Raw genomic sequence first — 26,517 nt, 5'->3', positions numbered from 1 at the left:
GCCCCCAAAAGATCTTAGATGCCGCACAGTCTGACCTGATCGGCATAACGCGCGCATAACCACTCCCAGCGCCGTACAGGCTATAGCCCGCCCTCCTGCGGCAGGCCCAGGACTCAGAGCCAGCCGCGGGACTCCGCCACGCGAGCCGCCTCCGCGCGGTTGCGGGCCCCCGTCTTGCCGATGGCCGAGGACAGGTAGTTGCGCACGGTGCCCTCCGTCAGGAACAGCCGCCGCGCGATCCCGGCCACGGTGGCCTCGTCGGCGGCGACGCGCAGCACCTCGGCCTCCCGCCGGGTGAGCGGGCTCGGGCCCACGGTCAGTGCGGTCACGGCCAGCTTGCGGCCTCGGTGAGGTAGTGGGTGGCGAAGACGGCGGTACGGCCGCGGGAGGTACGTTCGCGCACCTCCTGCCACAGGGCCCGGCGGCCGTCCACGTCGAGCCCGACGGTGGGCTCGTCGAGCACGAGCAGCTCCGGGTCGCCGACCACGCACAGCGCGAACCTGACCCGCTGCCGCTGGCCGCCCGACAACTGCCCGATGCGCCGGTTCGCGATCGCCTCGGCGCCCGCGGCCCGCATGGCCTGGGCCGGGGACAGCGGCCTGGGGTACATCCCGGCGGTCGCCGTGACCAGCTCCGCCACCCGTACGTCCTCCAGCAGCCCGGACTCCTGCAGCAGCACCCCGACCAGGCCCGCCCGCAGCGCCTCGACCGGCGGGCGGCCGAGCACCGTGGCCGTGCCCCGCCCCGGAGGCAGCAGGCCCAGCGCGATGGACAGCAGGGTGCTCTTGCCCGCCGCGTTGGGGCCGAGCACCGCCACCGTCTCGCCCTCGCGCACCTCCAGGTCGACGCCGCCGAGCGCGGTGACCTCGCCGTAGCGCTTGCTCACGGCGTTGAGCTCCAATGCGTTTCCCATGCGAACACCCTGCTCGACGGCACGGGGACGGCTGTAGTGCCGTACGTCACCGGGGCCCGCATGACGGATGTCAGTGCGCCCGTACGCGTGCCGCGCCTGGCGTACGCGGGCTACCGCGGCGGTCCACCGGCTGCGCGCCGCCCTGCCGGAGCCGGCGCTCGTCACCGGCTCCACCGCCGCCGCGATCGACTACGCCCGCTACTCCGCCGACCGGCTGCCGTGGACGGTCGGCGCGGTGCTGCCGGCGTGGCCGCGCGGTCGCCGACGGGCTCGCCGGGACGGCCCGGGTCATGACCGCCGCGGCTACGATCATGTTTTGCGTGTTCGCCGCTTTCCGGGCGTTCGGCGATCGCGCGCCGCGCGTCTTGGGGGTGGGCCTGGCCGCTGCGGTGCTGGTGGACGCCACTATGGTGCGCCTGATCCTGGTGCCTGCCGCCATGGAAGTGCTTGGTGAGCGCAACGGGTGGTTCCCCGGCCTGACCTTTAGGAGGCTGACACTCCGCCGGAATGTTACGTAATATCCACACATCACGAGCGTTGGGGGCGCCAGGGTGCCAGGACAGAGCGTGGGTGTGGTCGTCGATCCGGGAGTGCCCCCGGAGGTCGCCGGACTGCTGCGTGCCAACGCTCCCTTATTGTCCCGCGTCCGGGCCGGCTGGGTGCCCCCGGCCGCCCCGGACCTCACGCGCCGCAAGGGTCCGTCCAGCGCGATGCTGCTGGCGGCCACGCCCGTCGTGATCGCGCTCATGGCGGTGCTGCTGGCCTCGCAGGCGGCGGCCGCCGGGTTCGTGCTGCTGGGCATGTACGTCTTCATCGTCCTGGTCAAGATCGCCTCCATGAGCGAGGTGCCCGAGGACGACCGGCCGCACGAGCGCGGCGTGTACGAGCAGGCCCGCTGGTACGACGGCCGCTACCTGCTCGCCGAGGACTTCGACCAGGAGGCCAGGCTGGTCCTGCTCAGGGCGCAGCGGGCCATCGGATCCGTGCTGCGCTCCCACGTCAACGCGGAAGGGCTGCTCGACGACGCGCGCAACGCCGTGATGCTGCCCGCGCAGGAGTGGGAGATCGCCCGCCTGCTGGCCAAGCTCTCCGCCCTGCGCCTCGAACACAGGGAGCTGGCGGCCCGGGGCATCGCGCCCGAGGTGGCGGCGGTCATCCAGCCGCTCGAACGGGCTCTGGTCAACAGCGAGGCGGCCGTGGTCGCCCGCGTCGAGGCGCTGGAACGTTACGCCAAGCACGTCGCCGAGGCCGAGCGCGCCTACCACGCCCGCGGCCAGATCGAGGAGCTGCGCGCCAGGCTGCCGCGGTACGAGGAGCTGCTGGCCGAGTCGGGGGCGGACAAGCTGGCCGTGCCCGAGATCGAGCGGCTGAGCGAGGACGCCGATGTGCTCGAACGCATGTTGCGGCGCAGCGTCCGCTCCGCGCACGAGGCGTTCAGATATCTGGAAGGCTGACGGTCGGACAGACCGGCACATAGGATCGATAACGTGCCCGGACGTCATGCGAAGGTGATAGTCGATCCGGCGGTGCCCGGCGATGCCGCGGCCCTCTTACGTGACAATCGCAAAGTCCTCGTCCGCATCCACGCCGGCTGGGCGCCCGCGTACAAGAGGCCCCGGCCCCTCGCCGGGACGGTGGCCAGGCTGGCGGCCACGGCCACAGCCGTGGCGGCGATCGTGTACGGCCTGGCGCTGTTCGTCGCGGAACGGTACACGCCCTTCGTCGTGATCATGACGGGGGCGGCCCTGCTGATCGTCAGCGTCCTGCTCAGGCCCAGGCCGGACGCGGAGGTGGAGCGGCGGCGCGCGCTGGAGCAGGACGTCCACGACGCCGCCCGCCGCCACGAAGGCCACTACGTCCTGCGCGACGAGCTCGACGAGCCCGCCAGAAGCCTCATGTTCCGCGCCCAGGTGGCCATCGAGCAGGTCATGGACTCCAGGGTCAACGCCGAAGGGCTCCTGGACGACGTGCGCAACGCCGTGATGCTGCCCGCCCAGGAGTGGGAGATCGGCCGGCTCCTGGCCAAGCTGTCGCAGCTGCGGGCCGAGCACCAGGAGGTCGTCTCCGAAGGCGTCACCCCCGAGGTGGCCGCCGTGGCCGAGCCCCTGGCCCACGCCCTCGACGGCAGCCAGCAGGCGGTGCTGGCCCGGGTCGAGGCCCTGGAACGGTACGCCGGTCACGTGGCCGACGCCGAACGCGCCTACCGCGCCAGGCACCAGATCGAACGCCTCAGCGCCAAGCTGCCCCGCTACGAGGAGCTGCTCGCGGAGACCGGCGCGGACGGGTCAGCCGTGCCGGAGCTGGGCCGGCTGGCGGACGACGCCGACCGGCTCGAACAGGCTCTGCGTGACAGCGTCAGCTCGGCGCACGAGGCATTTCGTCACCTAAAAGGCTGACTTCGCCTAGGATCCGGATTCGTGGCGGATGTGGTGGTGGACCCCGGGGTGCCGCCGGAAGACGCGCAATTGCTCAAAGAGAGCCGCCAGGTGCTGATCAAGATGCGCCAGGGCTGGACTCCCGAGCCGCGGCGGGCCGTGTCGAGCGCGCGCGTCCGTGTGCTGGTGGCCTTCATGCTGGTGAGCCTCGGCGTGATCGCGGGCGCGGGCCTGCTCGGCAGGGGCCTGGCCACGCTGATGTTCATCCTGCTCGGCATCCCTGTCATGGTCATGATGTTCGTGCGCAACGAGTTACCCGGCGAGGAGCGGGAGGGGTTCGAGCGGGACGTCTACGAGCAGCTGCGCTGGTACGAAGGCCGCTACGTCCTGACGGAGGACCTCGACGAGTCCGCGTCCAGGCTGCTCACCCGCGCCCGGCGCGCCGTCTCCACCGTGCGCGACTCCAGGGTCAACGCCGACGGGCTGCTCGACGACGTGCGCAACGCGGTGATGCTGCCCGCGCAGGAGTGGGAGATCGCCCGCCTGCTGGCCAAGCTGTCCGCCTTGCGCACCAAGCACAGGGAGACCGTCTCACGCGGGCTCACGCCCGAGGTCGAGGCCGTGGCCGCGCCGCTGGCCAGGGCGCTCGACAGCAGCGAGGAGGCCGTACTGGCCCGGGTCGAGGCGCTCGAACGCTACGCCGCGAACGTCACCGACGCCGAGCGCGCCTACGTCGCCCACCACCAGATCGAGGAGCTGCGCGGGCGGGTGCATCAGTACGAGGAGCTGGTGGCCGAGACCGGCGCGGACGGGTTCGCGGTGCCGGAGCTGGAGCGGCTGGCGGAGGACGCCGACCTGCTCGACCAGGCGCTGAGGCGGAGCCTGAGCTCCGCCCACGAGGCCTTCCGCCACCTCGAGCCCTGAGGCCCGCGCCGGCGGGCTCAGGAGCCTTGCGCCGCTTGGAGCAGCACGTCGCACAGGGCGTCGGCGGCGTCCAGGCGGCCCAGCTTGGCCGCGGCCTGCCCCATCGAGTGCCGCAGCCCCGGATCCGCCAGCAGCGGCATCAGCTCGGCCAGCAGCTGATCGGCCACCGGATGCGGCTCCAGCAGCGCCCGCGCCGCACCCGCCGAGGCGAGGTAGGAGGCGTTCTTGCGCTGCTCGTCACCGCCCGTCGGGATCAGCGGGATCAGCACGGCCGGTTTGCCGATGGCGGTCAGCTCCGACACCGTCCCGGCCCCGCTGCGCGCGATCACCACGTCGGCCGCCGCGAACAGGTCCGCCAGCTCGTCCCCCACATAGGGCACCGGATGGTAGCGGTCGGCCAGGTCGGGCGGCAGCGGCACGGCCCGCATCTGCTCGATCCAGGCGGGCCCGCACTGGTGCACGATCTGCGCGTGCGGCAGCAGCCGCGGCAGGATCTCCGCGATCAGCGTGTTGATCTGCTTGCTGCCCTGAGCGCCACCGGTGACGTAGATCAGCGGCACCTCGAACGTCAGCCCGAACAGGTCGTACGCCGCCGCCCTGTTGCCCTGCAGCAGCTCGGGCCTGATCGGGTTGCCCGTCACCACCGCCTTGCTCCTGGCGGAGGCCGGCAGGTATTCCAGCGAGGACTCGTGCGACAGGGCGATCCTGGTCGCCAGCCTGGCCAGGATCCGGTTGGCCAGGCCGACCACGGTCGTCTGCTCGTGCATCACCAGCGGGCGGCGGATCAGCTTGGCCGCCACCCCGATGGGCACCGCGACGTAGCCTCCGGTCGAGAGGACCACGTCGGGCAGGTAGCGGGCCGCGTGCCCGACCGCCTGGAAGACGCCGATCGGGATGCGGAACACGTCGGCGATGTTGGTGCCCAGCTCCTTGATGTTCGGGCGGCGACGCAGCTTTCCCGTCGTGATCGCCTTGAACGGGATGCCGTGCTCCGCCGTGATCCGCGCCTCCAGGCCGTTGGCCGTGCCCACCCAGAGCACGTCGTGCGGCACCTGACGTCGCTGAACGGCCGACAGGGTCGTCAGGGCCGGATAGGTGTGACCACCGGTGCCGCCGCCGGTGATCAACAGTCGCAGGGTTCGTGACATGCGATCAGAGTAGAGCCGCACAGCGGAAACCGGTGTGCCCGGTCGCGGAGTCCGGCGTGTTCGAGGTGCGGGCGGCCACGCGGTAGCGGTTGCAGTAGGAGTCGTGGCACATGTACGAGCCGCCGCGGATCACCTTCGCCGTGCCCTCCCCGGGCCCCGAGGGGTTGTCGGCGTACGGCTCCCAGGCCGTGCCCCACCAGTCGGCCGTCCACTCCCAGACGTTGCCCGACACGTTGTAGAGGCCGTACCCGTTGGGCTGGAACGACTTCACCGGCATCGTCCCCTTGCTCGGCGAGGACGGGAAGCGGCCCTGGAAGATGTTGCAGCGCTGACGTCCCTTGGGCGCGAGCTCGTCGCCCCACGGGTATCGGGCCTGGTCGAGCCCGCCGCGGGCGGCCATCTCCCACTCCGCCTCGGTGGGCAGCCGCTTGCCCGCCCAGGCGGCGTACGCGGTGGCGTCGTTCCAGGACACGTGCACGACCGGATGGTTCTGCCGGTCGCCGGCCGACGACCCGGGGCCCTCGGGGGAGCGCCACGTGGCCCCCTCGACCCCCGCCCACCAGGGCGCGCCGGGCACGCTCGCGTCCATCACGCCGTCCCTGGCGAACTGGTGGAACACGAACGACCAGCCGATCCGCTCGGCCTCGGTGACATATCCGGTCTCCTTCACGAACGTCGCGAACTGCGCGTTCGTCACGCACGCCGGATCGATCATGAACGGGTCGAGCCGCACCTCGCGGACCGGCCCCTCGCCGTCCTCCGGGCGGCCGTCGGGGTCGGCGCCGCCCATGAGGAACGTGCCGCCGGGGATGCGGACCATCCCGCGCGGCACCGGCCGCCGCCCGCCGGCGACTCCCACGGCGGTCCCCACGGTGATCCCGGCGGGCTCCAGGCCCGGGCCGGCACCGGACTCCCTGCTCGGACCACAGCAAGCGCTCAAAGATGCCCCCAAAGTGTCACGACACCAAGGAAGGGTAGTGCCTGGAACATGCCCACGATCACGCGGCCGCCCCGGGTGACGGCCGCGCAGAGCCTGGCGCTGGCCACCACGCTCGCGCTGCCCGCGCTCGCGCAGGGCGTCATCGTGCGCCGCCCGCTGGGCGTGCGCCTGGCCGCGCTCACCGGCGCGGACGACCGCGCGATCAGGCTGCTCACGCGGCTGCGGGCCGAGCACGGCGACGACCCCCTGCTGGTACGCCTTCCCAAGCGCGGCTGGGCGATGCTGCCGCTGGCCGCGCAGGACGTGCGCGCGATCCTCGGCGACCGGGCGTTCACCCCGGCGAACAAGGAGAAGCGCGGCGCGCTCGGCCACTTCGAGCCCGACGCCGTGCTCGTCACCCCCGAACCGGACCTGCGCGACCGGCGCCGCGCGCTCAACGAGCACGTGCTGTGCCCCGGTTTCGAGCCCTTCACCCGGGTCATCGAGGAGGAGGTCGCCACCCTGCCCCGCGACGGGGTGCTGACGTGGCCGCGCTTCCACGCCGCCCACTGGCGGATCGTGCGCCGCATCGTGCTCGGCGACGGTGCCCGCGACGACGTACGGCTCACCAGGCAGCTCGACCGGCTGCGCCGCGACGCCAACTGGTCCTACCTGGTCGGGCACCGTACCGACGTGCTCAACGCCTTTCAGCGCCGGCTGGCCGGGCACCTGGCCAGGGCCGAGCCGGACAGCCTGGCCGCCGTGCTCGCACGCACCCACGCCGCGGCCGACGTGCACCCGGAAGGGCAGGTGCCGCACTGGCTGTTCGCCTACGACGCCGCCGCCATCGCCGCCTACCGGGCGCTCGCGCTGCTCGCCACGCACCCGGGCCCGCTCGGCCACGCCCGGCTGCGGGCCGCGGTCCTGGAGTCGGTCCGGCTCTGGCCCACCACGCTGGCCATCCTGCGCGACACCACCGGCCCCACCGGGTGGGACGTGCCCGAGGGCACGGTGGTGGTGATCTACAGCCCGTACGTGAACCGGGCGGAGCCGGGCCACGGCTACCGCCCCGAGCTGTGGCTGGACGGCGGGGACGCCTGGGCGGGCGTGCCGTTCAGCGCCGGGTTCGCCCGCTGCGCGGGAGAGGAGCTGGTGCTGTTCACCGCGGCCACACTGCTCGGCGCCCTCCTGCGTGAGCGCTCAGTCAGGGCCTCCGTGACGCTGGCCGATCCGCTGCCGGCCACGCTCGACCACTTCCGGCTCAGTTTCGCCGTAAAAGCCGCAGAACGGTAGCGTTTTCCCATGCGACTCGGCGTGCTGGACATCGGCTCGAACACCGTCCATTTACTCGTCGTCGACGCCCATCGGGGCGCCCGGCCCATGCCTGCCTACTCCCACAAGGTGGACCTCCGCCTGACGCAGTACCTGGATGAGCACAACAGGCTGGCCGACGAGGGTGTCGAGCGGCTCGGCGTGTTCGTCGAGGAGGCGGTCCATCTGGCGGAGGACAAGGGGGTGGAGGACCTGCTGGCCTTCGCCACCTCCGCCGTGCGCGAGGCCGCCAACGGCGAGCAGGTGCTCGCGCAGATCGAGGAACGTTGTGGCGTGCACATCGAGGTGCTGTCCGGGCGCGACGAGGCCAGGCTGACGTTTCTCGCCGTGCGCAGGTGGTTCGGGTGGTCGTCCGGGCGGTTGCTGGCCTTCGACATCGGGGGTGGCTCGCTGGAGATCGCCGCGGGGGTGGACGAGGAGCCCGACGTGGCCGTCTCGCTGCCGCTGGGCGCGGGCCGGCTGACCCGTGACTGGTTCGCCGCCGACCCGCCGTCCGCGGACGAGGTGCGCAAGCTGCGCAAGCACGTACGAGCCGAGATCGCCCGCACGGTCGGCGACGTCGTCAGGTACGGCGAGCCCAACCGCGCGGTGGCCACCTCCAAGACCTTCAAGCAGCTGGCCAGGATCGCCGGGGCCGCGCCCTCCAGCGACGGCGACTACGTCTCGCGCTCGCTGACCCGGCAGGACATGGCCGACTGGGCGATCAAGCTGACGACCATGGGGTCGCGGGAGCGGGCCGAGCTCTCCGGCGTCTCCGAGGGGCGGGCGGTTCAGCTCGCGGCCGGGGCGCTGGTCGCCGACGCGGCCATGGACCTGTTCGAGGTGCGCCGGTTGGAAGTGTGCCCGTGGGCGCTGCGCGAAGGAGTGATACTGCGCAGGCTCGATCTGCTGCCCGGACGTCTCGATCAGACCAACGGCGCGCCAGAGTAAGTTGATATAACCCCAAAAAAACGCATAAACCGCTGGTCCCAGGGCATCTTTCGCCAAATGTTGGCTGTGCTGGGAATCATCGGCTCGCTTGTCGTCGTCATCGTCCTCGTCGTCCTGGCCGTGCTGCTCATCTCGGTGGCGGTCCTGGTGGCGCTCGCGCTGCTGGTGGGGACGATGACCGACTGGCGGGCGGTGTGGCGGCGGCTGACGCACAGACGGCCGCGGCTCAGCCTGAAGCTGAGCGGGAGCACCGTGCCCGAGCGGCGGCGGGCCGAGCTCAGCGGCAGCACGCCCCGGCTGAGCCGGCGCTTCCTGCTCGGCGGCGCGCGGCCGGGGGAGCGGGGTCGCGCGAAGCCGCATCGCGCCAGGATCCGCGAGCGCCGGCCGGTGGCGGGCCGCTCGAAGCTCTGAACACCCGAAGCTTTGAACACCCGAAGCTTGAACGGCGGATCCCCGCTCAGCGCGCCATGAGCTGAACGGGGATCGGCTCGCACGTTTCAGGTCGTCATGAGATGCGGGCCGGCCGCGCCGGGCGCGTACCGCAGCCGCTTCTCCAGGCAGACCACCGCCCCGTTCTCCCGTCGGTTGGTGAAACGGATGTCGTCGGCGAGCGCGCGCATGATCTGCAGCCCGCGTCCGTGCTCGGAACCGGGCTCGGGCTCGACCACCTTGCGCGGGTCGAAGCCGCCGCCGGTGTCGATCACCTTGATGATGCAGAGGTGATCGTAGACGGCGGCGCTGACGGTGTACTCGTCGCTCGGCGCCGCGTGCCTGATGACGTTGGAACACGCTTCGCTGAGCATGAGCTCGATGTCATCGCGGACCTGTGGCTCGACGCCGAGCGACCGCAGCGTGCCGTCCAGCATCTGCCTGATCAGCGGGACGCTCGCCGCATCCCTCGGCAGTCGGAGCGCTATCGTGGCCTCCACTTGCCTCCTCCTGTGTCGGATGCGTGCGAAAGCTCCTGCCCACGATCCGGCGGCCCAATCGCTCGGGATGGATCTCAGACGGCTAGAACTCCAGCAGCCGCAGGGCCACCTCCCGGGTGGCCTTGTCGATCTCCTCCTCGGTGAGGTCCCCCTGCACCGTCAGCCACTTGCCCGCGTGCAGCGCGAACAGGGCCAGCGAGTGACTGATGCGCTCGGCCGGCGTGGCGTCCTGCGGGCTCATCTCCCTGGACAGCGTCAGCATCGTCTCGCGCATCTTGCTGAGCTTCGGATGGTCGCGCATCGCGGTCTGGTTGCGCTCCATGAACCTGGTGATCTCCAGGTAGCGGGACTCCTTGAGCCGGTCGGCGTAGCGTTCGAGCAGCTCGCGCCGCATCTCCGCCGTCTTGGGCCGGCTCCTGGCCCACTCGACCAGCTCTTCCAGCTCGGCGACACGAAGATCGACGAGGCTGGCGACGATGTCGTCCTTGGTCTTGAAGTGGTAGTAAAGGGCGGCCTTCGTCACGCCGAGCTCCTCCGCGATCTCCCGCAGAGAGGTCGCCTCGTAGCCCTGCTCCGTGAACAGCCTCAGCGCGATCTGCTGGATCCGGGCTCGCGTGTCTTCCCGCACTTTGCACCTATTTCGACTTGACGGCCGACAAGTAAGTATCTACCTTATTCTATGCTTGCCGGTCGGCAAGTAAGCAAGATCTGAACACTGGGGGTATGTGGTGGCGGAGGTAGCCGGGCGGCGCCGCGAAGTCATGATCATTTTACCTGGGCTGTTGCTGGCGATGGCCCTGGCGATGCTGGACAACATGATCGTGGGCACGGCCATGCCGCGCATCCTGGTCGAGTTCGGCGGCTTGGCGCACATGTCCTGGGTCGTCACGGCGTACGTGCTGGGCACGACGGTCTCCACCCCGATCTGGGGGAAGATCGGCGACCTGTACGGCCGTAAGAGCATCTTCATCATCTCGATCGTCATCTTCATGATCGGCTCGGCGCTCTGCGGCATGGCCGGATCCTCGATGCTCGGCGGGCCGGAGAACGGCATGGCCCAGCTCATCGCCTTCCGCGCGGTGCAGGGGCTCGGCGCGGGCGGCCTGATGGTCAACGTGATGGCGATCATCGGCGACCTGGTGCCGCCCCGCGAGCGCGGCCAGTACCAGGGCGTCATGGCCGGCGTCATGTCGCTGACGATGATCGCCGGCCCGCTGGTCGGCGGCTTCATCACCGACAACCTGGACTGGCGCTGGGCCTTCTACGTCAACCTGCCGGTCGGCGCGGTCGCGCTCGTCCTGCTGGTGCTGAAGCTGCACCTCCCCAAGGTGCGCAACAACAGGGTGCGCATCGACTGGTGGGGCGCCGTCCTGCTGTCGATCAGCATCACCTCGATGGTCCTCATCACGACGTGGGGCGGCAACGAGTACACCTGGGGCTCCTGGCAGATCCTCAGCCTGGCCGCGCTCGCCGCGGTCACGCTGGCCTGGTTCATCCAGGTCGAGCGCCGGGCGGCCGAGCCGATCATGCCGCTGCAGCTCTTCCGCAACCGCAACTTCACGCTGATCTCGGCCATCGGGTTCCTGCTCGGCTTCGCGATGTTCGGCGCGATCAACTTCCTGCCGGTCTTCCAGCAGCTCGTGCAGGGCGCCTCGGCCACCAACTCCGGGCTGCTCCTGCTGCCCATGATGGCCGCCGCCATGGTCGTGTCGCTCTTCGTGGGCCGGGCCATCACCACCACGGGCAAGTACAAGATCTACCCCGTGATCGGCGGCGTCGGGATGGCCGTCGGCATGTGGCTGCTGTCCACGATGGACGTCAGCACCCCCGCGTGGCTGACCGGCGTCTACATCGCGGTGCTCGGGCTCGGCATGGGCTTCCTCATGCAGACCACGATGCTGATCGCCCAGAACAGCGTCGAGCAGCGCGACCTGGGCGTGGCCAGCAGTTCGAGCACGTTCTTCCGGTCGATCGGCGGCTCGTTCGGCGTGTCGCTGTTCGGGGCGGTCTTCAACAACCAGTTCCTGTCGGAGCTGACCGCCAGGTTCGGCCCGGAGGCGGCCGGGAAGCTGGCCGCGGGCGGCGCCAGGATGGACGCCTCGGCGCTCGGCCAGATGCCGGCGCAGCAGCGCACCGGGCTGCTGGAGTCGCTGGCGACCTCGTTGTCCGGGGTCTTCTGGTGGGCCATTCTGTTCGCGGTGGTCGTGCCGGTGCTGGCGGTGTTCGTCAAGGAGATCCCGCTGCGCGGCGGGGCCCCGGAGGAAGCCTCGGAGAAGGAGTCCGTCACCCCGGCGGCAGGCTGAACAGCCGATCGAGCGCGGTGAGCCTCAGCAGCGTGCGCAGGTAGGGCGTCAACGCCACCACGTGAACCACGGCGTTGGCGCCCTCGGCCTGCTGATGGAGGCGGACGAGGGCGGCCAGCCCCGAGGAGTCGATGAAGCTGAGCGCGGACAGGTCGACGTCGAGCCGGCGGTAGCCGTCGGCGAAGATGAGGCCCGCGAGCTGTTCGGCCGAGTCGTAGTCGAGATCGCCGCTCAGCGCGAGCGCGACCGTCGTCGCGTCCGGCGTGGCGACCTCGATGTGCAGCGGCGTCCTGTCGAGCACCCGTCCAGCTTAGCGACCTCCGCCGGACAACGCCGGGCGGGGCACGCATCGGGGTGCGTATTGGGGGTGCACCTCGGGACGCATCCGCAGCTGATCGGCCGGTCGCGGTGCGAAAAAGGGGAGGCGCCCGGGGGGTCGGTTGTGGACAATCCTCACCATGCACAGCATTTCCCGGCCGCGCGTCGAAGACGCCGAGACCATCTTCGAGCTCGTCTCCGTCTATGACACCGCCGTGCTCGGAGCGCCGGACATGACGCTCGAGGACGTCCAGGACGAGCTGGTCGAGCCCGACTTCGACCTCGATGCGGACGGCTGGCTGGCCTACGACGCCGGCGGCCTGCTCGACGCCTCGGCCTGGGCGTGCAGTAACGGCGACAGCGACCTCGTGGACGTCGAGGTCATCGTCCGCCCCGGCGTCGAGGGCCTGGCGGAGAAGCTGTGGCCGATGGTGCTCGGCCGGGCCCGTGAGCTGGGCGCCGAGCGCGGCCACGACGCCGTCACTTTGCACGTCGGCATCTACCGCGCCGACGAGGCCAAGCAGGCGCTGGCCGGGGAGCTCGGCTTCGAGCCCGGCACCGGCTTCCACCGCATGCGGATCGACCACGACGGCCCGGTGCCGCCGCCCGCCCCGCCGGCCGGGCTCACCCTGCGGACCGGCGAGAGCGAGGAGACGCGGCGCGCGGCGCACCGCGTGCACCAGGAGGGGTTCGCCGAGCACTTCGGCTTCGTGCCGATCGGCTACGACCTCTGGTACGCGCGCAGGCAGGCGCAGAGCTCGACCGACTGGAGCCGGCTCACCCTCGCCGAGCTCGACGGCCGGCCGGCGGGTGTGCTCATCGCCAACAACCAGTTCGTGCCCGACCAGGACTGCGGCTACGTGGCCACGCTGGCGGTGCTGCCCGAGTTCCGTGGCAGGGGGCTCGGCCGTTTTCTGCTGCGCCACGCCTTCGCCGCCGACGCCGCCCAGGGCCGTAAGGGCACGATCCTGCACGTCGACAGCAACAACACGACCCCGGCGCTGGGCCTGTACGAGTCGGCGGGCATGCGCCAGGTCATGGTGATCGACGTCTGGCGCCGCCGCCTGTGACGCGCTGAGCCGTCTGCCGCCGCCTGTGACGCGCTGACCGGCCGCGGGCCGGGCTCCAGGCGCGCTTTCAGGTCTGAGCCGGGTGTCAGACGCGCTCACAAGACCTTGGGCCGGATTCAGACGCGGATTCAGACGCGGTGCCGCGACAGGTGCTCCAGCACCGACTGGTTGGCCTCCCAGCCGTCCGGGAATTTCACCGGCACCCCCAGCTGCACCGGCTCTGCGGACGGGTGGGCGTCCAGGAGCTCGGCGATGCCCGCCCTGGCCACCACCACGCACGCGTGACGGTGCCGCGAGGCCAGCACGCACAGCCGCCCCGACTCCAGGTGGAAGGCCGTGGCGTCGCGGCGCCCCGACAGCGGGTGCAGGACGATGGTCACGTCGTACTCGCGGCCCTGCAGCCGGTTCGCGGTGTCCACGGTGATCTCGGGCGGCAGCCCCGCGTTCCTGATCGCGGCCACCTGGTCCCGGTGCGCCGCCCCGACCGCGATCCGGTCCGCGGTCACCGGGCGCTCGCCCTGCTCCGAGGTCGCCAGCGCCCCGCGCTGCAGCAGCCGGGCCGCCAGCAGCGCCACGGCCTGCACGGCCTCCCCGTCCGTGCGCACGGTGTGCCGGTTCGGCAGCTCCAGCAGCGCCCAACCCGACCTGGCCGCCTCCTCCAGCGCCCGGTCGTGCACGGTGCCCATGCCGCCCGTGACCAGCTCCAGCCGCCGGTCGCCATGATCGGTCCCGGAGCGGAACCCGGTGAACGGGTAGAACGCCCGCGACACCACGGGCGCGGCCGAGGCGGGCAGCCGCCACGACACCGGCAGCCGGTGCACGGGCAGGTCCGGGTTGTGCCGCAGCAGCACCGACACGGCGCTCTGCAGCGGGTCCCAGGAGAGCCCCGACCAGCGGTCGCCGTCCACGATCGAGAACGGGTCCAGCTGCCCGGGATCGCCCACGAACAGCGCCCGCTCGAACAGCCCCGCGATCCGCAGCAGCTTGTCCGAGCGCATCTGGTAGGCCTCGTCCACGATCGCCCACGGCCACACCCGGCCGCCGATCCACGCCCATTTGTCCGCCGTGGCGATGACGATGTCGGGGTCGCCCAGGTCCTGGATCCGCGTGCCCACCTGAACGCCGGGCAGCTCCAGCAGCCGCAGCGGCGGCACGTAGCCGCCGGCCGACAGGCGGCCCACGGTCAGGCGCGGATGCTTGTCGGCGATCCGGGCCACCAGGTCGTCGACCTGCTCGTTGGTCTGGGCGACGATCATCAGCGGCTCGCCGGTGGCCGCGATGTGCGCGGCGGCGCGTACGACGAGGGTGGACTTGCCCGCGCCCGGCGGCGAGTCGACCACCACGCCCCGATGCCGCGGGAGATCGGCGAGGACGTCCCTGATGACCTGCTCGGGGCTCCTGGCTTCGGCTTCGGTCAGGGCGGTCACGACCACTCCTCCTGCGCGTCCTCGTCGTCGGGCACGTACTCCTGCGGCGGCCCGCCGTGGGTCCACGGCGTGGCCTCGGAGTCGGGCAGGTTGGGCGAGCCTTGGAAGTCGTCGGTCAGCGAGGTGTAGCAGACCCGCTCGCCCACCTCGGGCACGGCTCCCGGCGCCGCCGTCTTGCCCCGGCCCATGCCCTTGGTGATCTTCAGGGTGACCAGTCCCTCGCCGGCCGACACCAGCTCGGCGCCCTGGGCGCGGCGTTGCGGGGTGCCGAGCGACGTGCCGGGCGCCAGGCGTACGGGATCGTCGGTCTTGACCACCACCAGCGGGCGGAGCTTGCGTGAGCGGCCCTCGCCCTCGATGTTGCCCGGGTCAGTCTCGACCACCTCGCCCGCGAACGCCTCGCCGGTCAGCCGGTATTCGGCCATGACGAGCGGGTCGTCGTAGGCGCGCTGCACGTCGTAGGCGGCCTGGGCGCGTTCCATGCGGGCCAGCTTGGCCGCGGCGGAGACGGCGCCGTCGCGCCTCGCCTGCGGCGGCGTGCCCTCGGCGATGTGCGCCGCCATGGCGCTGAACGAGCCGCGGTCCTGCTCCCACCGCTGCGCCGCGCTCGCGCCCGCCTCCAGGCCCGCGAGCAGGTCCACGGCCTGCCACATGAGCCGCCACGTGGGTTCGAGCTGCGTGCGCAGTGCCTCGGTGATGCGCTCGGGCGACTCGCTCTCGATCGCGGGCGCGAGCACCTCGGCGTCGAAGCCGGGGTCGGTCGCGGGCCCCGCGGGCGGCCAGATCAGCGGGTCCTCGGCGTCGTCGCCCGGCCCCGTCGTGATCCAGCCGAGCAGCGCGGCCAGGTTGGCGTCCTCCAGCGAGCTCTGCCCGCTCGCCCAGTGCCGGCCCAGCTCCTCCGTCGCGGACAGCAGCAGCGACGAGCCCGGGTACGCGGCCCGCTCGGCCAGATAGGTCAGCCACCGCCCCAGCAGCGGCACCGACTCGGGCACCGGATAGGGCCCGTCGGCCCGGCGGAAACGCGTCGAGCGCCCGAGCAGCCTGGTGAAGGCCACGCCGGCCGGGTTCGGCACGAGGAGCTGGGGCGCGTCCATGGTCCGCTCGTAGGGGTCGGAGTTCTTCCGCTCCACCGTCTCGGTGTCGGCCATGAACCCTTCCAGGTACGGCAGCAGCACCCCGGCCAGCTCGGCGGCCCAGGCGAAGCGCAGGTCGCGGTTGCGCGGCTGGGTCACCACGAGCAGCCGCGGGCGTTCCCTGTCGGTGCCGAGCATCGCGGCCAGCGGCGCCGCGGCCTCGCCCGACAGCTTGAGCGGGATGAACACCATCGGCCGGTCCGCCAGATGGCAGTGCCTGACGGTCGCGACGGGCTGCGCGCGGCCCTCCTCCAGGGCCCGCAGCCGCGCGAGCGAGGTCAGCAGGCTCACGTCAGGCACTCCCCGCGCGGGTTCGGCATCAGCAGGCTCACGTCAAGGCACTCCCCGCGCGGGCGTTCGGCATCAGCGGGCTCAATTCAGGCACTCCCTGCGCAGGCGTTCGGCGTTGCGGAGCAGCCGGGCGATCTCCTCCTGCCCCTCGGCGGGGTCGCGGGCCCCGTCGGCCAGGCCGAGCGCCTCCGCCACCGAGGCCACCCCGCCCAGCTCGTCGCGCACGTTGCGGCCCAGCAGGTCGGACGCGCCCTCCTGGCGGGCCTCGTCGCGGCAGAAGAAGCACATGTCGCACGCGGACAGGCAGTCGGGCGCGTAGCGGGCCGTCGTCCTGCGCAGCGCGTCGGCCAGCTCCGTGACGGGCCTGGTGGGCCGGCCGTCCTCGCCGGGCCGCAGGTCGAACGTGAGATCGTCGGGCAGCTCCGCGAGCAGCCGGTCGAGCGTGGTCATCCTGGTGAGCTGGCGGCGCAGCACGGCGAGCTGCTTGCGCACGTCGACCAGGGTCGCGACGGGGTGGTTCGCGAAGTTCTCCGGGCAGACGAGGACCACGTCGTGCGAGACCTTCTGCGGGTCGTGGCCCAGCTCCTCCAGCAGGCCGCGCAGCGCGAGCACGTACACCGCCGCCTGCCGGGCCGCCGCGGCCACCGCCGCGGGGTCGGCCTGCCCGTCGATCACCGCGAACGACTTGATCTCCACGATGTGGAAGCGGCCGCCGAGCTGGAAGGCCACCACGTCGGGCTCCAGGTACGCGATGTGGCCGGCGATCTCCAGGCTCAGCAGCGGATGGTCGTACAGGGTGCCCGCGTCCTGGCCGTCGCCCGCCGCGCGGTCGATCAGCGCCCTGGTGTGGGCGTGGCGCAGGTGGGCGCCGACGTTCTCCACGTCGTGGTAGGACACCTCGGCGACCGGCAGGCCGAGCAGCTCGCGCAGCATCCGCAGCAGCTCCGCGCACCCGTCGGCCTTGACCAGCGACTCGAACACGTTGCCGCGCGTGATCGCGAACGGCGACTGCCCGAACGGCGCGGGGAAGCCCAGATGCCTGGCCGCCGCGTCCTTGTCGAGGCCGGCCCCGTCGAGCAGGGCGCGGCGGGTGCAGCCGGGGTTGGCGGCCAGGGCCGCGATGGCGCGGGCGTCGTGCGGCTTCTGCGGCGTGGTGCCGCGCAACGCGTCGAGCCGGTGCACCTGGTCGCCTTCGCGCTTCAAGCCGCTCACTTCGCCTTCTCCTTCTTGATCGTGCTCAGCGTAGCGGCGCCGAACAGCCGGGCGGCGTCACCGAGCTGCGCCACGGCGCGTCCGGCCAGCTCCGCGCGATCCCGCGTGTCGCGTTCCGCGTGCACGGCCAGCTCGGCGCGGGCCGCCTCGATCACCCGCGCGGGGTCCGGCGGGCCCAGCGTGCCGTCGGTGGCGCCGGGGATGTTCCTGGCCATCCTGACCAGTAAGCGGGCCGCCCGCCCGTCGTCGCTCTCATGCTCGGCCACCGCGACGGCGCAGGTCAGGAAGTCGACGCGCGGGCTGAGCGGGCCGACCACGCGCCGCTCGATCGGCCAGGAGCTGAGCGCGAGCAGGCCGCGGGCGGGGGAGAGGCGGTCGGTCAGCGCGGCGCACAGATAGTACGGCCGCCCGAACGGCGACGAGTTGAACGAGCGCTCCTCGTCCCTGCGCAGGCTGGTGAGCTGGCTGCTGCGGATCGTGCCGCCGAAGAACGCGTCGCTGACGGCCACGACGAGCCTCGGCTGCGCGGTCGCCCCCAGCAGCCGCAGCCCCTGGTGCACCTGCTCCCGCACGGTGACCAGGCGGGGCGGCTCCGGCTTGGACCTCGGCTGCTCGCCGCTCACGAGGGCGTCCCAGGCCCGCTCGGCCGAACGCAGCTCGGCGCGCAGGGTGCGGGCGCTCGCGCCGTCCCTGACCCGCATCGCCTTGCGCACCCCGGCCCGCAGCTCGTCGATCCGCAGCTCAAGATCGTCCAGCCGGTCACTCATGGCGCGAGCGTACCAACAGTCCCAGCATTTTCCAGTAATTTCGCGACATCGACGCGATTGCGTGATCTACAACGTAAAGGCGCTGCTCACGCGGGCACTGCCAGCACCCACGTACGATCCTCGGTCAGGAACCGCTCCAGCCGCAGCCCCGCACCGGCCAGCTCGGCCGACAGCGCGTCGTCGCCGAGCCGCCTGGAGGAGAACGATTGCGTCCACACCCTCTCCTCGCCCTCCTCGCCCTCCCGGGGGCCGCAGGCGTAACGCATGGTGGCGTGGAAGATCCCCGGCGACACCTCCTCGACCGCCGCCATCGTGATCGTCACGGCGCCGTCCTGCCGGCCCATCCCCGCGTGCCACCTGTCGTGCGCGTCGGCGGGCATCCACTGGATCAGCACCGCGCCCCCCGGCTTGACGTGCCGCGCGCAGGCCGCGAGCAGCTCGTGCCTGAGCGCGTCGTCCACGACGTTCACCAGCTGGGAGGCCAGCATGACCGCGTCGAAGCGCTCCTCCAGCCGCAGCTCCTGAACCCGCGCCAGCACGGTCCTGGCGCCGCGGACGCGGGCCAGCATCTCGGGGGACTCGTCCACGGCCACCACCGCGAAGCCCCGCTCGACGAGCGCGTGCGTCACCCGCCCGACGCCCGCGCCCAGCTCCAGGACGGTGCCGCCGGCCGGGGTCGCCTGGGCCACGATCTCCGGCTCGCCACCGGGCCCGAGCAGGAGATAGAAGTCGACGGGGGAGCCGTCGGGGGTGATGGGGCCTGGCCCCGTGCCCGTGTTCGTCATGGATCGACGCTAACTCCGTGACCCGGGCCGTGCGGCGCGGCCAGGCCCCCGCCGACGTCCCGGCCGCTCACCGGCCCTCCGGTACGCGACTCTCGCGCCGGGGCCGATTGACAGCCGGCCGGCCCCGGCACGAGAGTCGGGCGCCATGATCGGACGAAGAGAGTTACTCGGCGGCACGGCGGCGATGCTGGCCGGGCACGCGTTCACCCGGCCCTCGGCACTGCCCGCCTACGTCGCCGGCGCCAAGATCCAGGACCTGCTGAACGCCGCCAGGGACGGCAAGGGCGCCCAGGACGCGGCCGGCCGGTACGTGGCCAAGGTCCCCCAGGCCACCTACCTGCTCACCCAGCCGCTGATCGTCTACCGCGACACCCACCTGGACGCCACGGACGCCAGAATCGTGGCCAGGTTCCCCGCCAAAGGCGTCAAGCACACCATGCTCCTCAACGCGGTCGGCGCCACCACCGGCGGCTACGCGGCGGCCGGCAACATCGCCGTCACCGGCGGCAGCTGGGACCCCGTATGGGACTTCGTCCAGCGCGGTGTGCTCGACCAGGCGCCCGCCATGAACGGGATCACCTTCGTGCACGCCAGCGACGTGCTGATCGAGAACGTCACCATGTGGAACGTCAAATGGTGGCACGGCATCGAGCTCAACGCCGTACGCCGGGGCACCGTGCGCGGGTGCGCGCTCAAAGGCTGGATCGCCGACCCCGGCCAGGGGCTGTGGCACGGCGAGGCCGTCCAGCTCGACCTGCCCGCCGGCGTCAACACCTGGGGCGGCGCCAGCGACCTCACGCCGTGCACCGACATCCTGCTGACCGGCAACACGTGCGACACCTCCGGCTCGCAGACCGGCTGGGGCCAGTTCACCGGCTCCCACACCTCCGACCCCGCCCATCCGCACACCCGTGTGCGGATCGAGGGCAACATCGTGCGCAACACCCGCTGGGACGGCATCGCCACGCTCAACGCCCAGGACGTGCGCATCGCCGACAACGAGCTGGACTCCTGCGCCGGCGGCCTCTACGTCAAGTCCGTCGAGGGCGGCGCGCTGCGCACCGTGGAGATCACCGGCAACCGCGTGAGCAACACCGGAGCGCGCGACGCCATCGCCGTCCGCGCCGACGCCGCCCCGATCACCGACGTGGTCGTGACCGGCAACGTCGTGACCGGCGGCCAGGGGCCGTGCGACAAGGTCCGCTACTACGGCGCGGTCACCGCGCGGCCGGGCACCCAGCTCGACTGCCGCGCGTAGCGTCGTCCCGCACGCGTGGCAGGTCCGGGAAGTGAACCGGATCAACATGATCCACACCGTTGACAGGCATGAGTCAACCCCCGGACACTGATGATCGGTGTGAGTGCAGACGGCCATTTATGGGCAATGTCGAGCGCTTTCAAGCACGTATGCGGTTGCCTGCGTCCATAGGCGGCCTCCTGCCACCGCACCGCCCGTATGCCTCGTCGCGGACAGTCCGGGCGAGGAGCGAACGGAGGAACGCTGTGATCAGGATGAGCCTGCGCTATGCCAGGTACGCACTCAGCACTCTGACGACCGCACTGTTCCAGCTGCCCTGCAGCTAACGGAACACGGCCGGCCGGGTCATCCGGCCGGCCACCAACGGTCGGTGCCGTCAGACGAAGTGAGGCTCCATGCTTGCCACAGCCGCCCGCCAGCTCCGCTACGTCACCACCGTGCTCAGCGGTGGCAGGTTCGACGTCAAAGCCCTGCGAAGTATGGTGACCGACCTCCGCCAGACCCTGGACGAGCTGGGCGAGCCCGGCGAGGGCGCCGACGAGATGCTGCCCGGCGGTGGCGGCGTCGACGACCCGGAGATCCGCCGCTCGATGGCCGACCGGCGGCTGCGCCAGGCGATCAGGCAGGCCGCCCGGCACACCCCCTACTACCGGCAGTGGTTCGACGAGCACGGCGTCGATCCCAGCCGCATCGGCCTCGACCAGTTGCACCAGGTCGCCTCCACACCGAAGACCGCGCTGCGCGGCGCGGGCCCGGCGTTCGTGTCGGAGCGCAGCGAACCGGTCCTCATGGCGCAGACCACCGGCACCACCGGGACGCCGACCGTCGTCTGGTTCTCCCGGTACGAGCTGGAGCTGTCGGCCGCGCTGTCCGCGATCTCGTACCTGATGGTGGGCGGCGTGCGCTCCCACCACGTCAGCATGTCGTGCGTCAGCTCGCGGGCGACCGTGGGCATGATCTCGGTGCAGCAGGCGCTCAGCCTCGTCGGCGCCGGATTCGTCGCGCAAGGGCTGGTCGACCCGGGTATCGCGCTGGACAGGCTGGCCACGCCCCTGCACCTGCCGGGCAAGTCGCCGCACATCACCGACCTGTACACCGTCCCCTCCTACCTGGGCGCGCTCGTCCAGCGGGCCGAGCGGGACGGCTGGCAGGCCCGCGACTTCGGCCTGCGCCAGATACTCACCGGGGCGGAGATCCTCACCGACGCCCTGCGCGAGCGGGTGGACGAGATGTTCGGCGTGCCGGTCTCCGACGTGTACGGCATGACGGAGCTCGTGCCGACCACCGGGCTCGTCTGCGCGGAGCAGCACCTCCACCTGGCCTCCGAGCAGGCCCACTTCGAGGTGCTCGCCCTGGACGCCGACACCCCCGTCACAGCCGGTGAGATCGGCGAGCTCGTCGCCACGCCGTACGCCCCGTACCGCGACACCACGCTGCTCGTCCGCTACCGCACGGGCGACCTCGTCCGCCGGCTCCCCGACGAGCCCTACGGATGCGAGCTGGCTCAGCTCCCGGCCACCTCCCCGATCGTCGGCCGGGCCAAGACCTTCGGCGGCGGCCCGACCGCCCGCGACATCCTGGAGGTGCTGCAGGGCGTGCGCGAGATCCCGCTGCCCACCCGGTACGCGCTCAGCGGCGACCCGCTCAAGCCCCTCCTGCACGTCGTCGCACCGCCGGGCGCCGCCCTGCTCGGCCGGATCGAGGAGCGGGCGGCGGACCGTTCGCTCCAGGTCGCCGGCATCGTGCTGGCCGAGGACGCCGGAGATCTTCCCGAGCCGTGCCGGGTACGCGCGGACCTGTACGAGCACAGCTTCGAGACGTCGCAGTCCTAGCGGCGGCCCCCGGCGGCACGGAGACCTCCATGTTCACCTTGCAGAACTTCGCGTTACTCGACCTGCTCATCGCCTCGATCATGCTGCTCGGCCTCGGCTACGTGCACCGATACCGCCTCCCACGCCCGCCCGTCGGCCGGTTCACCACCTCGGACGTGCTCATCATGAGCGGCCTGGTCGTCGTGCTGCCCGTCGCCTACCTGGCCATGCCCGCGCCGGTCGTCTCGACGGTGTTCGGCGTCATGTTCCTGGCCAGCGTGCAGCTGGCGCTCGCGCCGCTGCTGGGCGGGCGCACGGCGACGCTCGCCGCCGTGCTCCTCGTCGCCGCGACGGCCTGGGCGGCCCTCAGCGGGCAGGCCACGCTGGTCGTGGTGCTCAACGCCGTCCTCATCGTGGTCTCGGTCATCGGCGTGACCAGCCTGTGGACCCAGACGGGCATCACCGCCGGGCACGTCGCCGCGTTCGCCACCGCGCTGGCCGTGTACGACCTGTTCGCGACCGGGCTCGGGGACATGACCGACCGGTTCCTGGCCCAGGTGGAGGGCTACCCGTTCGCGCCGCTCCTGGCCGTGACGACCGGGGCGGTGCCGGTCGCGGCGGGTCTCGGGGACTGCCTGATCCTCGCGCTGTGGCCGATGGTGGCGACCAAGGCGTACGGCAAGGCCGCGGGGTGGACGGGCGCGGCCGTCGGCCTCGGGCTGATCGTCCTGGTGCAGATCGGCTTCGCCACCGGCGTGCTCCGCTCGGGCATGGCGTTCCTCACCGTGCTCGGACCGGCGATCCTCGTGCAGTACCTGATCTGGCGCAGGCTGCGCGGCGCCGAGCGGCACACCTGGCAGTGGCTCGGCGGCCCCGGGCCGGCGATCGACACCTCGGGCCGGGTGGACCGGCTCGCGGCCGCCCTGCGCACACCGGACGCGGCACCTGGGACAGCGGACGGCACGTGGGAAGCCATCGGCGCGGACGGGGTGATCGCGGAGGGGCCGACCCCCGGTACGGCACTGCGCGCCGCTCGCCGGGCCGGCTACCAGGACGTCCCGTTCATCAGGCAGCGCACGACCTAGCCAGGGGACCGCTCGCCTTCTCATGAGAGGATCTCGTCGCAAGGTGTCCTGGTTTGACGGGGGAAGGTGCCGATGTACGTGATATCCCTGGGCGACGACGGTGCGGAGCTGCGGCCACTGGAGCCGTGGCGGGCCGAGGAGTTCCTGGCCCACATAGACCGGGGGCGCGAGTTCATCGGCCAGTACATCACGCTCCCCGACGCCGTCACGGACCTGGAGTCGAGCCGGTCGTACCTGCGGTCGTACGCGGACAAGGCCGCGGTGGACACCGGCCGGATCCACGGCATCTGGGTGGACGGCGAGCTGGTCGGCGGCGTGCTCTTCAGGACCATGGACCTCGCGCACGGCACCGCCGAGGCGGGCTGCTGGCTGGAGCCGTCGGCGGTGGGCAAGGGCCTGGTGACCAGGGCGGCCCGCGTGATCATCGACTGGGCCGTCGAGGAGCGGGGCATCCACCGGGTGGAGTGGCAGGTCGCCGCGGGGAACCAGGCCAGCATCGCGGTGGCCAGACGGCTCGGGCTGACGAAGGAGGGCGTGCTGCGGGAGAGCTACCTGTACCGCGGCAAGCGGCACGACGTCGAGATCTGGTCGGTGCTCGCACCGGAGTGGCGCGCGGCCCGGCAGTCGTCCTGACGCGCCGGCGCGGCCCTTCGCCACGAGTCCGCCGCTTCGGCCGCACGTTCCTCCGCCCGGCGCCCTGACGGGGGAGACCGTCACGGCGGCGACGGATCGCGCCCGGCGTCCTCAGGCCCGGCGTCCTCAGGCCCGGCGTCCTCAGGCTCGGTGGTGAAGAAGCCGGTCAGGGCGGTGGCGAGCGCTTCAGGGGCCTCCTCGGCCATGTGGTGCCCGGAGTCGATGCCGTGCCCGCGTACGTCGTCCGCCCAGTCGCGCCAGATCCGCAGCGGATCGCCGTAGAGCTCTTCGAGATCGTCCTTGAGCGACCACAGGATCAGCGCGGGACAGCGCAGCCGTACGCCGGCCGCCCGATCCTCCTCCTCGTGGCGCCGGTCGACGGTGAGCCCCGCCCGGTAGTCCTCCAGCATGGCCCGCACCACCTCGGGGTTCCTGATGGCCGCGCGCCACTCGTCGTGGTTCTCCTGCCCCATGCTCAGCGGGTCGCCGTGATACCAGCCGTCGGGGTCGGCGTTGATGACCCGCTCCGGGATCTCGGGCTGGGCGAAGAAGAACCAGTGGTACCACCGCGTCGCGAACGTCGCGGTGATGCGCGACAGGTGCTCGCTGATCGGGATGCAGTCCAGGAGTGCGGCGCGCGCGACGGCCTCCGGGTGGTCGAGGGCGAGCCGCAACGCGACGTAGCTGCCGCGGTCGTGCCCCGCCAGCGCGAAGCGCCGGTGGCCGAGCGTGCGCATCACCGCCACCAGGTCACGCGCGACGGCCCGCTTGGAGTGCGCCGAGTGGTCCGCGGCCGGCGCGGGGCCACGGGAGCGGCCGTATCCCCGCAGGTCGGGGCAGACGACCGTGAAGCCCTGCGCCACGAGCCGCGGGGCGACGCGATGCCACGTCGCCGAGGTCCGGGGGTGGCCGTGCAGCAGCAGCACGGGCGGTCCCGCGCCGCCGTGGCGGGTGAAGATCTCCGCTCCTTCGACCTGGATCAGGCCGGCCTCGAAGCCTTCGAACAAGGTCTCAGCCCCCGGACCGGTCGGCGACGGGGGTCCGGCGGCGTCGTGGCCGGCTGTCAGGGACGACGATTCTCATGGTGATCCTTCCTTCGCGATGATCCGGGACGTCCAGGCCACTTCCCCGTCCGTGCCCGGGAATGCCTCACCGTTCACCGCGACGGCGGCAGCGGCTCGGCATACCCCTCCGCGGCCGTCGCCGGCGGTCTGACGTGGTCGTACGTGGGTAGCTGGGCAGGATGGGGGAGCTGGGCATCGCGCTGGTCGGGGTGGGGCCGCGCGGCCTGTCGGTCCTCGAACGCCTGCTGATCCGCCTGCGCGGAAGCGACGACGAGGTGACGATCTGGGCCTTCGACGCGTTCGGGCACTGCGGCGGGCGGGTGTGGCGGGCCGATCAGCCGCCGTGGTTCACGGCCAACACCACGGCAGGAGAGAGCACGCTGCGCTCGCCCGACGGCCACCTGCCCGCCGGCCGGTTCGGCAGCGTGGCGGGCTGGGGCGGGCTGGCGGCGGGCGCGTACCCCGCGCGCAGGCACTACGGGCAGTACCTGGCGGAGGTGTTCGCCACGCTGTGCGCGACCGCGCCGCCGAACGTGCGCGTCCGCCCGGTGGCCGCCGAGGTGACCCGCCTGGTCCGTACGGCGGGCGGGTTGTGCCTGGTCGCGGGCGGGGCGGCGTACCGGGCGGACAAGGCGGTGCTCGCGACCGGCCACTCGGCCGCGGAGCTCGACGAGACGCGGCTGGCCTGCCGGCGGCACGCGGAGGACCACGGGATCCCGTACATCCCGCCCGGCCTGGCCACCGAGATGCCGCTCGACGACCTGCCGCCGGGGGCCGGCGTCGCCGTGCGCGGGTTCGGGCTGACGTTCTACGACGTGATGCGGGCGGTGACGCTGGGCCGCGGCGGGCGCTTCGCCCCCTCGCGCGACGGGCTCCGGTACGTGCCCAGCGGCGCCGAGCCGCGGCTGCTGGTCCTGTCGCGCGGCGGGCTGCCGTTCCTGGCCAGGCCCGCCGTGCCCGCGTTCCCCGCGCCGCCCGTGCGGCTGCGGGTCGTCACCGAGGAACGCCTGCGGGCCCTGCGCGCGGCGGCGCTGGCCGCCACCGGGACGCCGCAGCTCGACTTCGCCCGGCTGGTGGAGCCGCTCATCCAGTTCGAGGCGGACCTGGCCTGCTCGACCGGCGCGGCTCAGCCGCTGGCCGGGCTGGCGCGGCCCTTCGGCCGCCGGTGGTTCGCCACGCCGGAGGCGTATCGCGCCTGCCTGGCGCGCCTGCTGCGCGATGACGCGCGGCGGGCGCTGGAGGGCTGCGCGGGCGGCACGGTCAAGGCGGCCACCGAGATGCTGCGGGTGATCAGGCCGCTGCTGCCGCTGGTGGTCGACTTCGGCGGGTTGCTGCCGGACTCGCACAGGGACTTCCTGACCAGGTTCGTGCCGCAGAGCTTCGTGCTGTCGGCCGGGCCGCCCGCGGCGCACGTCGAGCAGCTCGCGGCGCTGCTCGACGCCGGGATCGTCCGCCCGGTGGGTCCCGGCGCGACCCTCACGCCGGACGCGGGCGGGTTCGCGGTGTCCTCGCCGCAGGTGGGCGGATCCCGGCGGGTCGCGGTGGCGCTCGTGGACGCGATGGCTCCTGCTCGGGACCTCGCCAGGGACACCTCCCCGCTGCTCAGGCAGCTCCTGGCGGACGGGATGATCAGCGAGTTCGTGAACGTGGACGCCGCGACGGGGACGCGGTTCGCCACGGGCGGGCTGGCCGTGACGCGGAGCCCGTACCGCGTGGTGGACGCGCTCGGGCGCGCGGACCCCGACATCCACGCGCTCGGCGTGGCGACGGGGCACACGCGCTGGTTCACCGAGGTCGGCACCGGACGGCCGGGGCAGGACAGCCCGTTCTGCCGCGACGCGGATGCCGTGGCCGCCGCGTTGCTCCATCGCCCGTGATCCGGCGCGGGAG

General features: G+C 72.3%; 26 protein-coding genes and 1 pseudogene. 14 read left to right on the top strand and 13 right to left on the bottom strand.

Features of this window, described 5'->3' with window-relative positions:
* Positions 1–113 precede the first annotated feature (113 nt).
* Both ABEA43_RS49900 and ABEA43_RS49895 read right to left on the bottom strand, forming a co-directional pair.
* Positions 114–335, bottom strand: a pseudogene (locus ABEA43_RS49900) (LuxR C-terminal-related transcriptional regulator); the annotation flags it as partial.
* The gene (locus ABEA43_RS49895) at positions 326–913 is read right to left on the bottom strand and encodes an ABC transporter ATP-binding protein (protein ID WP_345573152.1); all 588 of its coding nucleotides are present in this window, start codon (positions 911–913) and stop codon (positions 326–328) included. The pseudogene ABEA43_RS49900 and the gene ABEA43_RS49895, both read right to left, overlap by 10 nt.
* Here ABEA43_RS49895 and ABEA43_RS49890 point away from each other — a divergent pair.
* From ABEA43_RS49890 to ABEA43_RS49875, 4 genes are read left to right on the top strand one after another with little or no spacing between them, the layout of a single operon-like run.
* Positions 901–1,431, top strand: coding sequence for an MMPL family transporter (locus ABEA43_RS49890; RefSeq protein ID WP_345573151.1), 531 nt, complete (start codon positions 901–903; stop codon positions 1,429–1,431). The two genes, ABEA43_RS49895 and ABEA43_RS49890, sit on opposite strands and share 13 nt — an antisense overlap.
* Before the next feature lie 48 nt (positions 1,432–1,479).
* On the top strand, positions 1,480–2,367 hold the full coding sequence (locus ABEA43_RS49885; RefSeq protein ID WP_345573150.1) for a hypothetical protein: 888 nt from the start codon (positions 1,480–1,482) through the stop codon (positions 2,365–2,367).
* Between the two features lie 33 nt (positions 2,368–2,400).
* Complete coding sequence (locus tag ABEA43_RS49880; RefSeq protein ID WP_345573149.1) at positions 2,401–3,309, top strand: hypothetical protein; 909 nt, start codon at positions 2,401–2,403, stop codon at positions 3,307–3,309.
* Between the two features lie 21 nt (positions 3,310–3,330).
* Positions 3,331–4,212 carry a hypothetical protein gene (locus ABEA43_RS49875; RefSeq protein WP_345573148.1) on the top strand — a complete coding sequence of 294 codons (882 nt, stop codon included), beginning with the start codon at positions 3,331–3,333 and terminating at the stop codon, positions 4,210–4,212.
* A gap of 17 nt (positions 4,213–4,229) precedes the next feature.
* Here the strand turns inward: ABEA43_RS49875 and ABEA43_RS49870 are convergent, their stop codons facing one another.
* The gene (locus tag ABEA43_RS49870; RefSeq protein WP_345573147.1) at positions 4,230–5,360 is read right to left on the bottom strand and encodes a UDP-N-acetylglucosamine--N-acetylmuramyl-(pentapeptide) pyrophosphoryl-undecaprenol N-acetylglucosamine transferase; all 1,131 of its coding nucleotides are present in this window, start codon (positions 5,358–5,360) and stop codon (positions 4,230–4,232) included.
* 4 nt (positions 5,361–5,364) lie between these two features.
* On the bottom strand, positions 5,365–6,180 hold the full coding sequence (locus tag ABEA43_RS49865) for a formylglycine-generating enzyme family protein (protein ID WP_425570556.1): 816 nt from the start codon (positions 6,178–6,180) through the stop codon (positions 5,365–5,367).
* 168 nt (positions 6,181–6,348) lie between these two features.
* Between ABEA43_RS49865 and ABEA43_RS49860 the strand changes: the two genes are divergently transcribed.
* The 3 genes from ABEA43_RS49860 to ABEA43_RS49850 are packed head-to-tail and all read left to right on the top strand — an operon-like array spanning position 6,349 to position 8,952.
* Positions 6,349–7,572, top strand: a complete 1,224-nt coding sequence (locus ABEA43_RS49860; protein ID WP_345573145.1) for a cytochrome P450 family protein — start codon at positions 6,349–6,351, stop codon at positions 7,570–7,572.
* A 9-nt stretch (positions 7,573–7,581) separates the two neighbouring features.
* On the top strand, positions 7,582–8,541 hold the full coding sequence (locus ABEA43_RS49855; RefSeq protein ID WP_345573144.1) for a Ppx/GppA family phosphatase: 960 nt from the start codon (positions 7,582–7,584) through the stop codon (positions 8,539–8,541).
* Between the two features lie 57 nt (positions 8,542–8,598).
* Positions 8,599–8,952, top strand: coding sequence for a hypothetical protein (locus ABEA43_RS49850; protein WP_345573143.1), 354 nt, complete (start codon positions 8,599–8,601; stop codon positions 8,950–8,952).
* 86 nt (positions 8,953–9,038) lie between these two features.
* Here the strand turns inward: ABEA43_RS49850 and ABEA43_RS49845 are convergent, their stop codons facing one another.
* Complete coding sequence (locus tag ABEA43_RS49845) at positions 9,039–9,470, bottom strand: ATP-binding protein (RefSeq protein WP_345573142.1); 432 nt, start codon at positions 9,468–9,470, stop codon at positions 9,039–9,041.
* An 82-nt stretch (positions 9,471–9,552) separates the two neighbouring features.
* Entirely contained in the window at positions 9,553–10,098 is a 546-nt protein-coding gene (locus ABEA43_RS49840; RefSeq protein WP_345573141.1) for a TetR/AcrR family transcriptional regulator, read from the bottom strand.
* A 133-nt stretch (positions 10,099–10,231) separates the two neighbouring features.
* On the opposite strand from ABEA43_RS49840, the gene ABEA43_RS49835 reads away from it, so the two are divergent.
* Complete coding sequence (locus tag ABEA43_RS49835) at positions 10,232–11,773, top strand: MDR family MFS transporter (RefSeq protein ID WP_345573140.1); 1,542 nt, start codon at positions 10,232–10,234, stop codon at positions 11,771–11,773.
* Here ABEA43_RS49835 and ABEA43_RS49830 read toward each other — a convergent pair.
* Positions 11,754–12,074, bottom strand: coding sequence for an STAS domain-containing protein (locus tag ABEA43_RS49830; protein ID WP_345573139.1), 321 nt, complete (start codon positions 12,072–12,074; stop codon positions 11,754–11,756). The genes ABEA43_RS49835 and ABEA43_RS49830 overlap by 20 nt on opposite strands.
* Positions 12,075–12,231: 157 nt before the next feature.
* On the opposite strand from ABEA43_RS49830, the gene ABEA43_RS49825 reads away from it, so the two are divergent.
* Complete coding sequence (locus tag ABEA43_RS49825) at positions 12,232–13,161, top strand: GNAT family N-acetyltransferase (protein WP_345573138.1); 930 nt, start codon at positions 12,232–12,234, stop codon at positions 13,159–13,161.
* 128 nt (positions 13,162–13,289) lie between these two features.
* On the opposite strand, the gene ABEA43_RS49820 is transcribed toward ABEA43_RS49825, so the two are convergent.
* From ABEA43_RS49820 to ABEA43_RS49800, 5 genes are all read right to left on the bottom strand, one after another.
* Positions 13,290–14,588, bottom strand: coding sequence for an AAA family ATPase (locus ABEA43_RS49820; protein WP_345573137.1), 1,299 nt, complete (start codon positions 14,586–14,588; stop codon positions 13,290–13,292).
* Positions 14,585–16,012 (bottom strand): hypothetical protein, encoded by a 1,428-nt coding sequence (locus tag ABEA43_RS49815; RefSeq protein ID WP_345573136.1) that lies wholly within the window; start codon positions 16,010–16,012, stop codon positions 14,585–14,587. Before ABEA43_RS49815 ends, ABEA43_RS49820 begins: the two co-directional genes overlap by 4 nt.
* 81 nt (positions 16,013–16,093) lie before the next feature.
* A complete protein-coding gene (locus ABEA43_RS49810) occupies positions 16,094–17,224 on the bottom strand; it encodes a hypothetical protein (protein ID WP_345573135.1) in 1,131 nt (376 codons plus the stop codon).
* Positions 17,221–17,991 (bottom strand): hypothetical protein, encoded by a 771-nt coding sequence (locus ABEA43_RS49805; protein WP_345573134.1) that lies wholly within the window; start codon positions 17,989–17,991, stop codon positions 17,221–17,223. The genes ABEA43_RS49810 and ABEA43_RS49805 overlap by 4 nt, the downstream gene beginning before the upstream one ends.
* 86 nt (positions 17,992–18,077) lie before the next feature.
* Entirely contained in the window at positions 18,078–18,776 is a 699-nt protein-coding gene (locus ABEA43_RS49800) for a class I SAM-dependent methyltransferase (RefSeq protein ID WP_345573133.1), read from the bottom strand.
* A 145-nt stretch (positions 18,777–18,921) separates the two neighbouring features.
* Between ABEA43_RS49800 and ABEA43_RS49795 the strand changes: the two genes are divergently transcribed.
* The 4 genes from ABEA43_RS49795 (at position 18,922) to ABEA43_RS49780 (ending at position 23,563) form a co-directional block, all read left to right on the top strand.
* Positions 18,922–20,034, top strand: coding sequence for a right-handed parallel beta-helix repeat-containing protein (locus ABEA43_RS49795; RefSeq protein ID WP_345573132.1), 1,113 nt, complete (start codon positions 18,922–18,924; stop codon positions 20,032–20,034).
* 395 nt (positions 20,035–20,429) lie between these two features.
* Positions 20,430–21,866 carry a phenylacetate--CoA ligase family protein gene (locus tag ABEA43_RS49790; protein ID WP_345573131.1) on the top strand — a complete coding sequence of 479 codons (1,437 nt, stop codon included), beginning with the start codon at positions 20,430–20,432 and terminating at the stop codon, positions 21,864–21,866.
* 29 nt (positions 21,867–21,895) lie between these two features.
* Positions 21,896–22,930, top strand: coding sequence for a hypothetical protein (locus tag ABEA43_RS49785; protein WP_345573130.1), 1,035 nt, complete (start codon positions 21,896–21,898; stop codon positions 22,928–22,930).
* Positions 22,931–23,002: 72 nt separating this feature from the next.
* On the top strand, positions 23,003–23,563 hold the full coding sequence (locus ABEA43_RS49780; protein ID WP_345573129.1) for a GNAT family N-acetyltransferase: 561 nt from the start codon (positions 23,003–23,005) through the stop codon (positions 23,561–23,563).
* An 80-nt stretch (positions 23,564–23,643) separates the two neighbouring features.
* Here the strand turns inward: ABEA43_RS49780 and ABEA43_RS49775 are convergent, their stop codons facing one another.
* Complete coding sequence (locus tag ABEA43_RS49775; protein WP_345573128.1) at positions 23,644–24,570, bottom strand: alpha/beta fold hydrolase; 927 nt, start codon at positions 24,568–24,570, stop codon at positions 23,644–23,646.
* A gap of 236 nt (positions 24,571–24,806) precedes the next feature.
* On the opposite strand from ABEA43_RS49775, the gene ABEA43_RS49770 reads away from it, so the two are divergent.
* Positions 24,807–26,504, top strand: coding sequence for an FAD/NAD(P)-binding protein (locus tag ABEA43_RS49770; RefSeq protein ID WP_345573127.1), 1,698 nt, complete (start codon positions 24,807–24,809; stop codon positions 26,502–26,504).
* The last annotated feature ends 13 nt before the right edge of the window (positions 26,505–26,517 follow it).

This window comes from Nonomuraea rosea (assembly GCF_039539705.1).
GTDB lineage: Bacteria > Actinomycetota > Actinomycetes > Streptosporangiales > Streptosporangiaceae > Nonomuraea > Nonomuraea rosea.
This window is presented reverse-complemented; position numbering and strand designations above follow the sequence as displayed.

Coding starts and splice junctions, on each gene's coding strand:
- ABEA43_RS49890 (WP_345573151.1), top strand. CDS start 901: ATGCGTTTCCCATGCGAACACCCTGCTCGACGGCACGGGGACGGCTGT.
- ABEA43_RS49895 (WP_345573152.1), bottom strand. CDS start 913: ATGGGAAACGCATTGGAGCTCAACGCCGTGAGCAAGCGCTACGGCGAG.
- ABEA43_RS49870 (WP_345573147.1), bottom strand. CDS start 5,360: ATGTCACGAACCCTGCGACTGTTGATCACCGGCGGCGGCACCGGTGGT.
- ABEA43_RS49865 (WP_425570556.1), bottom strand. CDS start 6,180: ATGGTCCGCATCCCCGGCGGCACGTTCCTCATGGGCGGCGCCGACCCC.
- ABEA43_RS49860 (WP_345573145.1), top strand. CDS start 6,349: ATGCCCACGATCACGCGGCCGCCCCGGGTGACGGCCGCGCAGAGCCTG.
- ABEA43_RS49855 (WP_345573144.1), top strand. CDS start 7,582: ATGCGACTCGGCGTGCTGGACATCGGCTCGAACACCGTCCATTTACTC.
- ABEA43_RS49850 (WP_345573143.1), top strand. CDS start 8,599: ATGTTGGCTGTGCTGGGAATCATCGGCTCGCTTGTCGTCGTCATCGTC.
- ABEA43_RS49835 (WP_345573140.1), top strand. CDS start 10,232: ATGATCATTTTACCTGGGCTGTTGCTGGCGATGGCCCTGGCGATGCTG.
- ABEA43_RS49825 (WP_345573138.1), top strand. CDS start 12,232: ATGCACAGCATTTCCCGGCCGCGCGTCGAAGACGCCGAGACCATCTTC.
- ABEA43_RS49805 (WP_345573134.1), bottom strand. CDS start 17,991: ATGAGTGACCGGCTGGACGATCTTGAGCTGCGGATCGACGAGCTGCGG.
- ABEA43_RS49800 (WP_345573133.1), bottom strand. CDS start 18,776: ATGACGAACACGGGCACGGGGCCAGGCCCCATCACCCCCGACGGCTCC.
- ABEA43_RS49795 (WP_345573132.1), top strand. CDS start 18,922: ATGATCGGACGAAGAGAGTTACTCGGCGGCACGGCGGCGATGCTGGCC.
- ABEA43_RS49790 (WP_345573131.1), top strand. CDS start 20,430: ATGCTTGCCACAGCCGCCCGCCAGCTCCGCTACGTCACCACCGTGCTC.
- ABEA43_RS49785 (WP_345573130.1), top strand. CDS start 21,896: ATGTTCACCTTGCAGAACTTCGCGTTACTCGACCTGCTCATCGCCTCG.
- ABEA43_RS49780 (WP_345573129.1), top strand. CDS start 23,003: ATGTACGTGATATCCCTGGGCGACGACGGTGCGGAGCTGCGGCCACTG.
- ABEA43_RS49770 (WP_345573127.1), top strand. CDS start 24,807: ATGGGGGAGCTGGGCATCGCGCTGGTCGGGGTGGGGCCGCGCGGCCTG.